The sequence below is a fragment of the Roseixanthobacter pseudopolyaromaticivorans genome, from assembly GCF_043195145.2.
Classification (GTDB): domain Bacteria; phylum Pseudomonadota; class Alphaproteobacteria; order Rhizobiales; family Xanthobacteraceae; genus NCEH01.
In genome coordinates this window covers 1,947,771-1,962,976 of sequence record NZ_CM195539.1, presented here as the reverse complement: position 1 = coordinate 1,962,976, position 15,206 = coordinate 1,947,771, and the positions used below count along the sequence as shown (strand labels likewise).

Genomic DNA, 15,206 nt, shown 5'->3' with positions numbered 1-15,206 from the left:
ACCGCCGCGAGCCGGCGGCCGGCGCGCGTCTTGCTCCCCGCCTTGGGACGGGAACGGGGAGAATGGCCGGCGGGCGTTGAGGATTTCGGCAAGGCAGGGGTCCAGTGATCGGGCAGAACCTACCTGAGCGAGGCGGCTTCGACCAGCTTTTGCCAAAGCCGCCCTCGCGGCACTTAGGCACCGCGCGCACGCCACGATGCGGTGTCACGAAAAAGCGAGCAGGGTCACTTCGGTATCAAATAACCGTCTTCGGCATTGAACCCAAGGCGCGGAAGGCAGAAAGTGCCGGCCTTTCCTATAGAAGCCTGCGTTGTTCGGGCTCGCGCGGCTCAGCCGCCTTCCCATGAGTGTTTCATGAGCGCCTCTTCCGAACCGTCCAGTTCCGCATCTTCCGGCTCGCCGTCCCTCGCCCACGCGGAAATCCTCACCATCATCGTCGGCATCATGCTGGCGATGCTGCTCGCCGCGCTGGACCAGACCATCGTCGCCACCGCCTTGCCCACGATCGGCTCGGACCTGAACGATTTCGTCAACCTGTCCTGGGTCGTCACGGCCTATCTGCTCAGTTCCACGGCCGTAACGCCGCTCTACGGGAAGATGAGCGACGTGCTGGGGCGGCGGGTGGTGCTGATGTTCGCCATCGGCGTCTTCATGCTGGGCTCGCTCGCCTGCGCGCTTGCCCCGTCCATGCTGGTGCTGATCCTGGCGCGGGGCCTGCAGGGTCTCGGCGGTGGCGGGCTGATCTCGCTGTCGCAGACCATCATTGCGGACGTGGTCTCGCCGCGCGAACGGGGACGTTACCAGGGCTACATCGCAGGAGTGTTCGCCGCCAGCAGCATCGCGGGGCCGGTGCTCGGTGGCGTCATCTCTGACCATCTGCACTGGTCGGTGATCTTCTGGATCAACCTGCCGCTCGGCCTCGCGGCCTTTCTGATGACCGACAGGACCTTGCGCCGCCTGCCCCGCCACGAGCGGCGCCACAAGGTGGACGTGCTCGGCGGCGTGCTCATGATCGCTTCCACAACGAGCCTGCTGCTGGCGCTGACCTGGGGCGGGGTGCGCTATCCCTGGTCGTCCCCACTCATCCTCGGCCTGTTCGCGACCGCGCTCGTGCTGTCCGTGACCTTCGTGTGGCGCATGAAGACGGCGCCGGAACCGTTTCTTCCACTCTCGATCCTCGCCAACCGGGTGGTGAGCATGAGCGTCAGCTCGGTGTTCTTCGTCGCCGGAATCATGATCGCGCTGTCGATCAACGTGCCGCTCTATTTCGAGACGGTGCGCCTGTTCACACCCAGCCAATCTGGCCTGGCGCTGATTCCGCAATCGGCGGGCGTGGTGCTCGGCGCGGTCATCTCGGGCCGGGCGATGGCCCACCTCACCCATTACAAGCTGCCGGCCATGATCGGGCTGTCCGTCTCCTGCACCTGCCTCGTCACGCTGGCGCTGCTGCCGGACCACACGCCGATCATCCTCTGGCTGGTCCTGCTCGGGCTGATGGGGATCGGCATCGGCACCGTTCTGCCGGTCTCCACGGTGGCGATCCAGAACGCCGTTCTGCCACATCAATTGGGCACCGCGACCGGCACTTCCAACTTCTTCCGTGCGCTTGGGAGCGCGGTGTCCGTGGCGATGCTCGGCGCGGTCCTGCTCGGAGCATTGGGCGTGTCGCAGCAGGGCGATATCGCCACCCTCGCCCACAATGCCGACCCGGCGCTGCTGAGCCATGCGTTCCATCTGGTGTTCGGTGCGGCGGCGGCGGCAATGCTCTGCGGCCTCGGCTTCCTCATTGCCATGGAGGAGCGCCCCCTGCGCCGGAGCGTGCGGGACACCGACGAGGTCCCCGCTTTGGCGGAGTGAAGACACCGGCCTGGGCGGCCGGAGTCCGTTCCGTTTTCGCCGCGGCCTAGGAGGCCACGGACTTGGGCTTCGGCGGCCTAGGATTCGGCGGACTTGGCCTTTGCCGCCGGCTTTTTCGCCGCAGCTTTCTTGGCGACCGTTTTCTTGGCCGCTGGTTTCTTGGCGGCAGCCTTCGCTGGCTTCTCGTCCGCGCTCTTCGGGGCCGCGCTCTTTTTGGCGGCGGTTTTCGCCGGCGCCTTGCGCGCGGTCTTGCCGGCGGGAGCGGTGGCCGCCTTGGCGTCGATCAGCGTGATCGCCTCCGCCAGCGTCAGCTGGTCCGGATCGAGCGCCTTGGGCAAGGTCGCGTTGATCTTGCCATGATTGACGTAAGGTCCGAACCGGCCCGGCCGCACGGTGATCGCGCCGCCGCTCGGATGGTCGCCGAGATTGCGGCCTGCGGTGGCCCCGCCGCGCGCGCCCCTGCCCTTGGACTGCTTCTCCGCCAGCAAGGTGATCGCGCGATTGAGGCCGATGGCGAGAATGTCGTCGCCATCCTCCAGATTCGCATAGACCTTGCCGTGCTGGATGTAGGGTCCGAACCGCCCGATGCCGGCGAGAATGGGTTCGCCATCTTCCGGATGGACGCCGATGGGGCGCGGAAGCGCCAGCAGCGCCAGCGCTTTTTCCAGGTCCACGTCGGCCGGCTTCAGCCCCTTCGGCAGGCTGGAGCGCTTGGGCTTGGCGCCGTCGACGCCTTCACCCAATTGCAAATAGGTGCCGAACCGCCCGTCCCGGATGGTCACTTCAAGCCCGCTCTCGGGATCGGTCCCGAGCTTGCGCGTGCCTTCGCCTTCCTGAGGGGCCTCGCCGCTGAGCGGCTGGGTGTGACGGCATTCGGGATAGTTCGAGCAGCCGATGAAGGCGCCGAACTTGCCCATCTTGAGCGAGAGCCGGCCGGTGCCGCAGGTCGGGCACAGGCGCGGATCGGTGCCGTCCGCCTTCGGCGGGAAGATGTGCGCGGTCAGCATCTCGTCGAGCGCGTCGAGCACCTGCGAGACCCGCAGATCCTTCGTGGCATCGACCGCGAGCGAGAAATCCGCCCAGAATTCGCGCAGCACCTGTTTCCAGTCCACCTCGTCGGCGGACACGCGATCGAGCTTCTCCTCCAGGTCGGCGGTGAAGTCGTATTCCACGTACTTCTTGAAGAAGCTCTCCAGGAAGGCGGTCACGAGCCGCCCCTTGTCCTCGGCGACGAGGCGCTTCTTTTCCAGCTTCACATATTCGCGGTCCTGCAGCACCGCGAGCACGGCCGCATAGGTGGAAGGCCGGCCGATGCCGAGCTCCTCCATGCGCTTCACCAGCGAGGCTTCCGAAAAGCGGGGCGGCGGCTCGGTGAAATGCTGGGTGGTGGCGATCTCGCGTTTGTCCAGCTTCTCGCCCGTCGACATGGCGGGGAGCCGGCGGCTCTCCTCGTCCTCGTCGTCGTCGTCCTTGCCTTCGCGATACAGGGCCAGGAACCCGTCGAACTTCACCACCGTGCCGGTGGCGGTAAGGTCCAGCGCACGGGCGCCGGCCTGGGCAACGATGTCTGCCGTCGTGCGTTCCAGCGCCGCCGATTCCATCTGGCTCGCAACCGTGCGGGTCCAGATCAGTTCGTAGAGGCGGGCCTGGTCGGTATCGAGATGGCGTGCCACCTCGCGCGGGCTGCGATGGGAATCGGTGGGGCGGATGGCCTCGTGGGCCTCCTGGGCGTTCTTGGCCTTGGTGGTGTATTTGCGCGGAACGGCCGGCAGGTAGCGGTCGCCGAACTGCTTGCCGATGGCGCTGCGCGTCGCCGCCACCGCTTCCGGCGCCATGTCTACGCCGTCGGTTCGCATATAGGTGATGAGGCCCACGGTCTCGCCGCCGATGTCCACGCCTTCATACAGGCGCTGGGCGATCTGCATGGTGCGGGCCGGCGCAAGGCCGAGCTTGCGGCTCGCCTCTTGTTGCAAGGTGGAGGTGGTGAACGGCGGCTGCGGATGCCGCTTGAGCGGCTTCGCCTCGATATTGCGCACCGAGAAGGCGGCGCTCTCCAGCGATGCGCGGAAGGCAGCGGCTTCCTCGGCCGTGCCGACGGACAGGCGCGTGATCTTCTTGCCATCCGCACCGGAGAGGCGCGCTTCGAACGTTTCGCCGCGCGGCGTCGCGAGCTGGGCGACGATGGACCAATATTCGCGCGGAACGAAGGTCTCGATCTCCCGCTCGCGGTCGCAGACCAGGCGAAGCGCCACGGACTGCACGCGGCCGGCCGAGCGGGCGCCCGGCAGCTTGCGCCACAGCACCGGGGAAAGGGTGAAGCCCACCAGATAGTCGAGGGCGCGGCGGGCGAGATAGGCATCCACCAGCGCGATGTCGATCGCGCGCGGCTGCTTCATCGCCTCAAGCACCGCCTGCTTGGTGATGGCGTTGAAGACAACGCGCTCGACCTTCTGGCCCTTGAGCGCCTTCTTCTCGCGCAGCACCTCGAGCACGTGCCAGGAAATCGCCTCGCCTTCGCGATCCGGGTCGGTGGCGAGGATCAGCCCATCGGCCGCCTTCACCGCCTTGGCGATGTCGCTCAGGCGCTTCTGCGATTTCGGATCGACCTCCCATAGCATGCGGAAGTCGGCCTCGGGGTCAACCGAGCCGTCCTTCGACGGGAGATCGCGGACGTGTCCGTAGGAGGCGATGACCTCGTAATCCGGACCAAGATATTTGTTGATCGTCTTCGCCTTTGCGGGCGATTCGACGATGACGACCTGCATGACGGCTGCTGTCTCTTGAAATCGCCGCGGCCCCTGGCGGCGCCGGCAACATGGGGTGCGATGCCCGGCCTGTCAAATCTGCCGGCGACGTGACCCCTCTCCGCAGGCTCTTTCGCCTAATACAACCCTGAGTAGCTTGTTTAACGTCCCCTAACTCGCAGGATGCGCACCTGTGGACAGGGCAAGAGGATGTCGGGATGTCTGGGGCGCGCGAAGACTTCAACGAGGACCAGGCCGCAGAGTTCGCCGCCTATGTGGCGTCACTGACTACAGAATTGTCCCGCCTGGCACGGCGGCACCGGCTGCCCACTCTCGCCTATTTGCTGGAAATGTCGAGGATGGAAGCGCGTGGTATCGCACAACCGTCACCTTTGGGTGAAAGCGGGAGCGCCCACGAGAAAGGCCAAGGCGCGCGCGACGCGCGCGAATAGACGGCGCGCGCGGAACAGCTAACGCAGGCTCACCAATCCTCCGCCATGTCGCTCCAGGCGCCCCGCCAGGTCCAGTTCCAGGAGCACCCATTGCACATCGCTGACGCTGGCCCCGGAGAATCGCACCAGATCGTCCATCGGCGTCGGCACCGGCCCGAGCAGTTCAGCGATGCGCGCGCGCACCGTGTCGTCGGGAGGAGAAGGATCGGGAGGCGGTGCGGGCGCTTCGAGATCCTGCGCCGGCGGATGTGCGAACAGGGGGGTCAGCGCCTCCACCACATCGGCGGCGGAGGTCACGAGGGTCGCGCCCCGCTTCAGCAAGGCATTGGTGCCCCCCGCGCGCGGATCCAGGGGCGAGCCGGGTATCGCGAACACCTCCCGGCCCTGTTCCGCGGCGAGGCGAGCCGTGATGAGGGAGCCGGAACGCTCCGCCGCCTCGACCACCACAACCCCGAGTGCCATGCCGGACACGAGCCGGTTGCGGCGGGGAAAATCCCGCGCGCGCGGCTCCCAAGTGATCGGCATCTCCGACACCAGCGCGCCGCGCTCGGCGACGGCCTCGATCAGCTTGAGATTTTCCGGCGGATATGGCCGGGCCAGGCCGCCGGCGAATACGCCGATGGTGCCGCTTGCGAGGCTGGCTTCGTGGGCGGCGGCATCGATGCCGCGTGCCAGCCCGGACACGACCGCGTATCCCGCTGCCCCAAGGTCACGGGCGAATCGGCCGGCGAGCGTACGCCCCGCGGCCGAGGCATTGCGCGCGCCGACGATGGCGACCTTGGGCGCCCTTAAGGTCTCGCCCGCGCCGCGCACGCACAGCAGTGGCGGCGCATCGTCGATCTCCTGAAGGGGATGGGGATAATCCGCCTCGCCCATGGCGACCAGCCGGCCGCCCATGCGCGCGAGGGCCGCGATTTCGTCCTCGACCTCGGCCAGAGTCGGAACGCGGGGCGGAATCAGCCGCCCGCCCTTGCGCGCGAGAGACGGCAGGGCCTCCAGAGCCGCGGCGGCGCCACCGAACTGGTTCACAAGCGCCCGGAAGGTGCGCGGCCCCACCTGTTCGGTCCGGATCAGCCGCAGCCAATCGGCGCGCTGCCGGGGCGAGAGGGTGACGCCCCGCCGTGCCATGGTGCGGTCAGCCCTTCGCGCCGATGCGGCCTTCGGTGCCCGAAAGAAGGCGGGCGATGTTGGCGTGATGTTTCGCCCAAAGCAGCACGGCAAGGCCCGCCATCAGCAGCCCCATCTTGGGCCCGGCCGCGAAATAGGCGCACAGCGCCGTCGCCGCCGAGGCAATGAGGGCCGAGAGCGAGGAATAGCGCGTGAGCGCGGCGATACCGAGCCAGACCAGGGCGAACACCAATGCGGACGGCCAATACAGCCCCAGCGCGACGCCGAGAAAGGTCGCGACCCCCTTGCCGCCCTTGAAGCCGAGCCACACCGGGAACAGATGCCCGAAAAACGCGCCGAGGCCGGCTGCGAGCGCCGCGTCTTCCCCCAGCCAGGCGCGGGCGATGAGCACCGCCGCCGTGCCCTTCAGGGCGTCTCCCAGCAAGGTGAGCGCGGCAAGGTCCTTGCGGCCGGTGCGCAGCACATTGGTGGCGCCGATGTTGCCCGAACCGATGGTGCGGATGTCACGCGTGCCGGCGATGCGCGTGATCAGAATGCCGAACGGGATCGAGCCCAGGAGATAACCGAGGGCCAGCGCCGCCAGGCTCCAGGGCAAGGCGAGAGTCCAGGAAAGCTGCATGCAGATGCCTCACGCGCCGGCAAGGCCGACCGATCAAACGTATTCGTACACCGTTCGCCCGGCAACCAGGGTGCGTAGCACGCGCCCGGTCATGCGGGCTTCGTCGAACGGCGTGTTGCGCGACCGCGAGCTGAGCTGCGCGGGGTCCACCAGCCAGGGCATATCGGGGTCGAACACCACGAGATCCGCCGGCGCGCCGGGACGCAGGGTTCCCACCGGCAGGCCGAGCAGTTCCGCGGGCCGGGTGGAGAGGGCGCGCAGCACGTTCACGATGTCCACCTGATCGGAATGCACCAGCCGCAGCGCCGCGGAAAGCAGCGTCTCCACGCCGATGGCGCCGGGCTCCGCCTCCGAGAAGGGGAGCCGCTTCATTTCCACGTCCTGCGGGATGTGATCGGACACCACCACGTCGATCAGGCCGGAGGCCAGCGCGTGAATGAGCGCCTGCCGGTCATCCTCGCTCCGCAGCGGCGGGTTCAATTTGAAATAGGTCCGGTACTGGCCGATATCCAGCTCGTTGAAGCTGAGGTGGTTGATGCTGGCGGAGGCGGTGACCGGAAGCCCGGCCTGCTTCGCGCGCGCCAGAACCTCCAGCGACTCGGCGCAGGTGATGGCGGCAGCGTGATAGCGCCCGCGCGCCCCGTCCACCAGCCGCAGATCGCGTTCCAGAACAATGGTTTCAGCCGATTTCGGATTGCCCGGCAAACCGAGCCGGGTGGCGAATGCGCCCTCGTTCATGGCCCCTTGGGACATGGAGGCGTCCTCGGTGTGATGCACGATCAGCGCATCGAAATCCCGCGCATAGGTCAGGCAGCGACGCAGCACCTGGGCGCTGCCGAGCGAATGCGGCCCGTCGGTGAAGGCCACGGCCCCAGCCGCCTGGAGCAGGCCGATTTCGGTCATCTCCTCCCCCTTCAGCCCTTTGGTCAGGGCCGCCATGGGGTGGACGCGGACGATCGCGGTGTCGCGGGCGCGGCGGAGGATGAAATCGACGATGGCGGGATCGTCCACCACCGGGTCCGTGTCCGGCTGGCACACGATGGTGGTGACGCCGCCGGCCGCTGCCGCCCGGCTGGCCGAGGCCAGGGTCTCGCGATGCTCGGCCCCCGGCTCGCCCACGAAGGCACGCATGTCGACGAGGCCGGGCGCGACGATGGCGCCCCGGCAATCCACGATTTCCGCGCCATCCGGGACGCCGGCGGCCGCGATGCCGAACGCGCTGTCCTCGATCCGGCCGCCGACCACCAGCACGTCGCCGTGGAAATCCGAGCCGCGCGAGGGGTCGATCACCCGCGCATTCGCGAGAACCACCGGGCGCACTTCCGAGGGACGGACGGGCTCACGCATTGGGCAGTTTCCGCGCCAGGGCATCGAGCACCGCCATGCGGACCGCGACGCCCATTTCCACCTGTTCCCGGATCAGGGATTGCGGCCCGTCGGCGACGCTGGAATCGATCTCGACGCCGCGGTTCATGGGGCCGGGATGCATCACCAGGGCATCGGGCTTGGCGCGCCGAAGCTTGGCCTGGTCGAGGCCGAAATAGTGGAAATATTCCTTCACCGAGGGAATGAAAGACCCGGCCATGCGCTCGCGTTGGAGGCGCAGCATCATCACGATATCCGCCCCCTCAAGCCCGCTGTCCATGGAGCGATGGACCTCGATGCCGAACTGCTCGATCCCACTCGGTAGCAGGGTGGAGGGCGCGATCACCCGCACCTTCGCGCCGAGCGTCGCCAGCAGGTGGATGTTGGAACGCGCCACGCGCGAATGCAGGACATCCCCGCAGATCGCGACCGTCAGCCCCTGGATCCGCCCCTTGTTGCGGCGGATGGTGAGCGCATCCAGCAGCGCCTGGGTGGGATGCTCGTGCGCGCCGTCGCCGGCATTCACCACGCAGCAATCCACCTTGCGCGCCAGCAGCGCCACGGCGCCGGAGGCATGGTGGCGCACCACCAATATGTCGGGATGCATGGCGTTGAGCGTCATGGCGGTGTCGATGAGGCTTTCGCCTTTCTTCACCGAAGAGGTGCCCACCGACATGTTCATCACATCGGCGCCCAGGCGCTTGCCGGCGATCTCGAAGGAGGATTGCGTGCGCGTGGAGGCCTCGAAGAACAGATTGATCTGCGTGCGTCCGCGCAGCGTGGTGCGCTTCTTCTCGATCTGCCGGTTGAGGTCGACGAATTCCTCGGCGAGATCCAGCAGCCCGACGATCTCGCCGGCTGAAAGACCTTCGATGCCGATCAGGTCGCGGCGATCAAGGGTGAAGGCGGGAGAAGGATGCATGGCAGGCGGCAGGCTTAACCACACTCGGCCCAAGCCGCAAGGGCGGAACGGGATGAGCCACAGCCCATTCACCGATTCCCGCCGCCATTTTTCCCCCTAATCTTTATCCGGTCTCTTGTTGGCCGTGGAGAACAGAAATTTGACGTTTCGCCGCCATTGTTCATTCACAGCGCATTCACGCGGTGCGGCGCAGTATTAATCCTCGAAAGCGCAGACACAATTCGGCTTAGATCGTGGCCGATACCAATTGAAACGGCTCTCGTAGCTCTAGGTTTGAGCGCGGGACACCGCAACGTTCAGGAGATGTTCACCATGTCCATTCTCACCAAGCAGGTCGCGGCGCTGGGGCTGGTGGCGGCCCTTGGCGTGATTTCGCTGACCCCGGCGATGGCCGGCGCCATCGGCACCGGCGCGGCGAGCCTCTCCGCAGCGGTGCCGAATGGCGTCACCCAGGTTCAATACTGGGGGCCCCGCTATGGCTATGGCCGCGGCGGCTGCTGGAATTGCGGCCGCTATTACAACAATAACAACAATGGCGCGGCGGTCGGCGCGGGCATCGCGCTCGGCATTCTCGGCGCGGCCGCGATCGCCGGTGCGGCAAGCGCACCCCCGCCGCCCCCGCCAGTCTATTACGCCCCGCCCCCGCCGGCCCTCTACGCGCCCGCGCCGCCCGTGGTTTATGCGCCGCAGGCCCGTGGCGGATGCTGGTTTCCCACCGACACCCACGGCAATGGCTATTGGGGCGCCTGCTGAGGCGTGCAGCTTAGCTTCAGGGATCCAAGGGCGGCTTTGGCCGCCCTTTTCTTTTGCGCCACTCCTGAACCGATGATCTCGGCGCGACCTGAGCGGGCGCACCTCACCCGCCGATGGCCAGGGCCGCGGCGATCACGAGCGGCAGGGTGATTCCCGCGACGATAAGTTGAAGGGTCAAGATCTGCGCCAGCAAAGGCGCGTCGCCGCCCATTTGACGAGCCAGCACATAGCCCGCCGGCGACGAGGGCACGGCACAGATGACGATCACCACGGCCAGTTCCATGCCCTTGAGGCCGAGCAGCAGGCCAAACGCCAGCGCCAAGGCGGGCTTGACCAGGAGGCACAGCACGAGGCTGTAAAGAACCGCCGCATTCGGCCGGGCGAGATGCTTCAGCCCCACGCCGGCGCCCACCACCACCAAGCCCGTCGCGAGCGAGGCGCGTCCCAGAATATTCCCCACTTCCAGGGCCACGGTCGGCACCGGCACGTGCAGCATATTGATTACCGCGCCGGCGACGCAGGATACGATAAGGGGATTTCTCACCAATTGCCGGACGATACGCCCAGCGGTCGGGGGCTCCGCGCCCGCATAGCGGGCGATCACCGCGACCACCACCACGTTGATCGCCGGAATGAGGCACACCAGCATCACCGCCGCTACGGCAACGCCCGAGGCGCCATAGAGGCCGTCCGCCAAGGCGAGCGCGACATAGGTGTTCCAGCGCACCGTGCCCTGATACACGGCGGTGAATGCCGGTCCGTCGATGCCATGCCGGCGCATCAGAAACGGACGGACCACCAACAGCCCCCCGCACAGCACGGCGAGCGAGAGCCCCATCGCGCCGACGGTGCCGAGCAGGCTCACGCGGGACATGTCCGCACGGATCGCCGAAACAAACAGCAGCGCCGGAAAGAGAACGTAATAGGTGATTTGCTCCATGCCGACCCAATGGGCCGGATCCGGCAGCACCCATTTGCGCAAACCCAGGCCCAGCGCCACCACGGCGACGACTGGCAGCAGCGCTGAGAGAATGGTTTCCATGGGCGACCGCGGACGCAAGGGGAAGGACGACGCGGGCGATTCGAAACGCGCCCAAGAGCTTTCCTTCCATGCGCCGGCTTCGACGGCGACTCAAGCAAACGCCGCGCGAAGGCTCATCCTTGCCCGTCGGGTCCCGCTTCCGCGACATCGCGCAGGCGCAGCGTGACACGGGCTTCGCCTTGCCAATGGTCGAGATCGAGCGAACCCGCCACATGCACAGTGCGCCCGCGCAGTTCCATCAGCGCACGGCCGAGCGGCTCCTCGGCGCAGCGGAAGGCAACAGCGCGCAAAGTTGAGCCGTCGCGCGCGGTCAGGCGGGCGCGCAGATGGCCGGCGCCAAAGGTTTCCACATAGGAGACGCGGTGTGCGGGAAACGCGAAAACGGGTTCGGGATTTCCCGCGCCGTAGGGCCCGGCCTTCGCCACCAGATCGACCAGCGATGGGGTCGCGCCAGAGGCGGTCAGGGCGGCATCGATGGTGAGCGCGCCTTCCGATCGCGCGCGGTCGACGGCTTCAGCAAGCTCCGCTTCCAGATAGGCGCGCAGATCGCCGAGCCGGCGGCGCTCTACCGTCAGGCCCGCGGCCATGGCGTGCCCGCCGCCTTTCACCAGCAATCCCGCTTCCACCGCGCCGCGAACCGCGCGCCCGAGATCCACTCCGGGGATGGAGCGAGCCGAGCCGGTGCCGATTTCGCCGAGGAAGGCGATGGCGAGCGCCGGGCGGTTGAAGCGCTCCTTGAGGCGCGAGGCCACAAGCCCCACCACGCCGGGATGCCAGCCCTCCCCGCTCACCACCACGGCGGCGCCCGCCTCATCGCCATGTGCCGCGAAGGCCTCCGCCTCCGCGCTGGCGAGGATCGCGCGCTCCACCTCCTGGCGCTCGGTATTGAGGCGGTCGAGTTCGGCCGCCATGACCTTGGCTTCCATCGGGTCCTGCTCCAGCAGCAGGCGCGTGCCGAGTGTCGCATCGCCGATGCGGCCGCCGGCATTGATGCGCGGGCCGAGCAGGAAGCCGAGATGCCAGGGGCGCGGCGGCCCGTCGAGCCGCGCCACGTCCATCAGGGCGGTGAGCCCCGGCCGCTGGCGCCGGCGCAGGGCAATCAACCCCTTCGTCACATATGCGCGGTTGAGGCCGACGAGCGGCACCACGTCCGCCACCGTGCCGAGCGCCACGAGATCGAGCGATGCGAGCAGGTCCGGCGCCGGCTGATCGGAGGTCCAGTGCCCCTCCTCACGCAGGCGACGCACGAGGCCGACCATGGTGACGAATACAAGACCCGCCGCACACAGGTGCCCCAGGCCGGAAAGATCGTCCTCCCGGTTCGGGTTCACGATCGCCTCGGCCTCGGGCAGGGTCTCGCCGGCCTGGTGATGGTCGATCACAACCACATCGAGGCCGATGCGCCGCGCGGCGGCGAGTGGCTCCAGGCTGGTGGTGCCGCAATCCACCGTGACCAGCAGCGTCACGCCGCGCGCCGCCAATTGCTCGATGGCGGCGATGTTCGGGCCGTACCCTTCGAAAATGCGGTCGGGAATATGGAACAGCGGGTCCAGCCCGCCGGCGCGCAGCACGCTCACCAGCAAAGCGGTGGAGGTGGCGCCGTCCACGTCGTAGTCTCCGAAGACCGCTACGGTTTCCCCGGTGCAGACGGCGGCGGCGAGGCGTTCCACCGCCGCTTCCATGTCGGTCAGCGTGTTGGGATCGGGCAGAAGCGTGCGGATGGCGGGATCGAGATAGGCCGGCACATCCTCGATGGCGACCCCGCGCCCGGCGAGGATGCGCGCCAGAAGCTCCGGCAGATCATAGCGCTGGGTGATGGCGAGCGCGCTCTGGGCGGCGCGCAGGTCCAGCCGGTCACGCCACATCCGCCCGGTGGCGGAGGTGGTGACGCCGAGAAAGGGGCGATTCGTCGGATGCACGGTCACGCCCCATGAAGCCAGAGCCACACTCCGGCGTCGAGAGCGCGCATGCGATCACCGGGCAGGAGGTGAGGAAAGCACGCGCCCGCCGGGGCAGGCCCCGCCGTGCCTCAGAACACGAACTTGGAAAAATCCCGGTGCTCGGTCTTCACCCGCCGCACGGTGCCGGTGGATGAGCGCATGAGCACGGTGTCGGTCTCGATCACCTCGCGGCCGAAGCGCACGCCTTCGAGCAGCGCGCCGTTGGTAACGCCGGTGGCCGACACCAGGCAATCTCCGCGCACCATCTCGGAGAGCTTGTAGATGCGCGAGAAATCGCGGATGCCCATCTGCTTGGCCTTGGCGCGCTTGGCTTCGCTGTCGAGCACGAGCCGGCCTTCCATCTGGCCGCCGATGCACCGCAGCGCCGCCGCCGCCAGCACGCCTTCAGCGGCGCCGCCACTGCCGAGATAGATGTCCACGCCGCTATCCTGGGGATTGGTGGTGTGGATGATTCCCGCCACGTCTCCGTCGGTGATCAGCTTCACCGAGGCGCCGACCGCATGAACCGCCTCGATCAGCGCGGCGTGACGCGGGCGGTCGAGCACCAATGCGGTGATCTCCGAGGGAGAGATCCCCCGCGCCTTCGCCAGCGCCTGGATGTTTTCCTGCGGCGTCGCCGCGAGCGAGACAATGCCTTCGGGATAACCGGGGCCGATGGCGATCTTTTCCATGTAGACCGGCGGCGCGGCGAGCAGCGAGCCGGTCTCAGCGATGACGATCACGGAGATGGAGCCGGGCATGTTCTTCGCGCACAGCGTGGTGCCTTCGAGCGGATCGACGGCGATATCCACCGCGTCGCCACCCTCGCCCACCTCCTCGCCGAGGAACAGATGGGGCACCTCCCCTTCCAGGCCTTCGCCGATCACCACCCGCCCGCTCAGCGGCATCTTGGAGAGTTCACGATAAGCGGCGGCGCTCGCCGCCTCGTCTGCCGCCTGCTCGTCGCCGCGGCCCCGAAGCCGCGCCGCGGCCACTGCGGCGCGTTCGGTGACGCGAGCGAGTTCGAGGGCAAAGCGGCGATCCAGCACCTGGGCGGCGCGCGGCTCGGGCATGGATCAGTCCTTCTCGATGCGGATCACCTGGGGCGGATTGGCGATCACGCCTTCCGCTTCGATCGCCGCCACGGCACGCCGCACGGCCTCTTCCGTGGTGGCATAGGTGATGAGGATCACCGTCGCCTGCTCGCCGTCGCCCTTTCGGGTGGGACGGTGCTGCACGATGGACTCAAGCGAGATGCCCTCGTCCGCCATGCGGCCGGCGATAGTGGCCGCTGTGCCCGGCTTGTTCACGGCAGCGAGGCGGATGTAATAGCCGCCCTCGTGCAATTGCATGGGCGCCCGGCGCGGCACCTGGAGGGCCGCGCTCGGCAGGCCGAACGGATAGCCGTGCGCGCCCCGCGCCAGATCCACCAGATCCGCAACCACGGCGGAGGCGGTCGCGGCGCCGCCGGCCCCGGGGCCAACCAGGGTAAGGGCGACCGCATCGCCATCCACCGCGACCGCATTGGTGACGCCCGCGACCTGGGCGATGGGCCAATGCTTGGGCACCATGGTGGGATGGACGCGCTGCTCGATGCCATCGTCGGTGCGCACGGCCACGCCCAGCAGCTTCACCTTGTAGCCAAGCTCGTCCGCCGCCTGGAGATCGGCCAGGGTCAGCGAACGGATGCCTTCCACATAGATCGCATCCGCATCCACCTGCGTGCCGAACGCGAGCGAAGTGAGCAGGGCCAGCTTGTGGGCGGTGTCGTGCCCATCGATGTCGAAGGTCGGGTCCGCCTCCGCATAGCCGAGGCGCTGGGCCTCCGCGAGGCAGGTTTCAAACGAAAGCCCCTCATCCGCCATGCGGGTGAGGATGTAATTGCAGGTGCCGTTGAGAATGCCGGAGACGCGGGCGATGCGATTGCCCACCAGCGCTTCCCGCAAGGTCTTCACGATGGGTATGCCGCCGGCCACAGCGGCTTCGAAGTCCAGCGAAACGCCGGAGGCCTCGGCAGCGGCGGCCAGGGCCATGCCGTGCTTCGCCAGCAATGCCTTGTTGGCGGTGACCACCGGCTTGCCGGCGGCCAAGGCGGCGGCGACCGCTGCCTTGGCGGGGTCGCCTTCGCCACCCATGAGCTCGACGAACACGTCGATCCCGGCATCGTTCGCGAGCGAAACCGGATCGTCGTGCCAGCGCACACCGGAAAGGTCGATGCCGCGGTCCTTCGAGCGGTCGCGGGCGCTCACCGCCACCACTTTCACGGTGCGGCCGGTGCGCGCCGCAATTTCCGCCGCCTGGCCCGCCAGCATCTTCACGACGCCGACGCCGACGGTGCCGAGGCCAGCCAGCCCCACGTTCAAGTCACTCATGGGAAATCGGAC

At 67.8% G+C, this 15,206-nt stretch carries 12 protein-coding genes; 3 read left to right on the top strand and 9 right to left on the bottom strand.

Annotation, left to right across the window (positions count from 1 at the left end):
• Positions 1-354 precede the first annotated feature (354 nt).
• Positions 355-1,857, top strand: a complete 1,503-nt coding sequence (locus V5F68_RS09455; protein WP_394012308.1) for an MDR family MFS transporter — start codon at positions 355-357, stop codon at positions 1,855-1,857.
• Positions 1,858-1,934: 77 nt separating this feature from the next.
• On the opposite strand, the gene topA is transcribed toward V5F68_RS09455, so the two are convergent.
• Positions 1,935-4,622, bottom strand: coding sequence for a type I DNA topoisomerase (topA, locus tag V5F68_RS09450; RefSeq protein ID WP_394012307.1), 2,688 nt, complete (start codon positions 4,620-4,622; stop codon positions 1,935-1,937).
• 197 nt (positions 4,623-4,819) lie between these two features.
• On the opposite strand from topA, the gene V5F68_RS09445 reads away from it, so the two are divergent.
• The gene (locus tag V5F68_RS09445) at positions 4,820-5,053 is read left to right on the top strand and encodes a hypothetical protein (RefSeq protein WP_394012306.1); all 234 of its coding nucleotides are present in this window, start codon (positions 4,820-4,822) and stop codon (positions 5,051-5,053) included.
• A gap of 18 nt (positions 5,054-5,071) precedes the next feature.
• Here the strand turns inward: V5F68_RS09445 and dprA are convergent, their stop codons facing one another.
• From dprA to V5F68_RS09425, 4 genes are read right to left on the bottom strand one after another with little or no spacing between them, the layout of a single operon-like run.
• Positions 5,072-6,181, bottom strand: coding sequence for a DNA-processing protein DprA (gene dprA, locus V5F68_RS09440; RefSeq protein ID WP_394012305.1), 1,110 nt, complete (start codon positions 6,179-6,181; stop codon positions 5,072-5,074).
• 7 nt (positions 6,182-6,188) lie between these two features.
• Positions 6,189-6,800, bottom strand: coding sequence for a glycerol-3-phosphate 1-O-acyltransferase PlsY (gene plsY, locus V5F68_RS09435; protein ID WP_348848061.1), 612 nt, complete (start codon positions 6,798-6,800; stop codon positions 6,189-6,191).
• A gap of 33 nt (positions 6,801-6,833) precedes the next feature.
• Positions 6,834-8,147: a dihydroorotase gene (locus tag V5F68_RS09430; RefSeq protein WP_394012304.1), complete on the bottom strand. Its 1,314-nt coding sequence runs from the start codon at positions 8,145-8,147 to the stop codon at positions 6,834-6,836.
• A complete protein-coding gene (locus tag V5F68_RS09425) occupies positions 8,140-9,087 on the bottom strand; it encodes an aspartate carbamoyltransferase catalytic subunit (RefSeq protein ID WP_394012303.1) in 948 nt (315 codons plus the stop codon). Before V5F68_RS09425 ends, V5F68_RS09430 begins: the two co-directional genes overlap by 8 nt.
• Positions 9,088-9,399: 312 nt before the next feature.
• On the opposite strand from V5F68_RS09425, the gene V5F68_RS09420 reads away from it, so the two are divergent.
• A complete protein-coding gene (locus tag V5F68_RS09420) occupies positions 9,400-9,840 on the top strand; it encodes a hypothetical protein (protein ID WP_394012302.1) in 441 nt (146 codons plus the stop codon).
• Between the two features lie 103 nt (positions 9,841-9,943).
• Here V5F68_RS09420 and V5F68_RS09415 read toward each other — a convergent pair whose 3' ends face one another.
• From V5F68_RS09415 to V5F68_RS09400, 4 genes are all read right to left on the bottom strand, one after another.
• Positions 9,944-10,882, bottom strand: a complete 939-nt coding sequence (locus tag V5F68_RS09415) for an AEC family transporter (protein ID WP_394012301.1) — start codon at positions 10,880-10,882, stop codon at positions 9,944-9,946.
• Between the two features lie 113 nt (positions 10,883-10,995).
• On the bottom strand, positions 10,996-12,747 hold the full coding sequence (gene recJ, locus V5F68_RS09410) for a single-stranded-DNA-specific exonuclease RecJ (RefSeq protein ID WP_394012602.1): 1,752 nt from the start codon (positions 12,745-12,747) through the stop codon (positions 10,996-10,998).
• 164 nt (positions 12,748-12,911) lie between these two features.
• Positions 12,912-13,895, bottom strand: coding sequence for a class II fructose-bisphosphatase (gene glpX, locus V5F68_RS09405; protein ID WP_394012300.1), 984 nt, complete (start codon positions 13,893-13,895; stop codon positions 12,912-12,914).
• A gap of 3 nt (positions 13,896-13,898) precedes the next feature.
• Positions 13,899-15,194 carry a homoserine dehydrogenase gene (locus V5F68_RS09400; RefSeq protein WP_394012299.1) on the bottom strand — a complete coding sequence of 432 codons (1,296 nt, stop codon included), beginning with the start codon at positions 15,192-15,194 and terminating at the stop codon, positions 13,899-13,901.
• Positions 15,195-15,206: the final 12 nt, after the last annotated feature.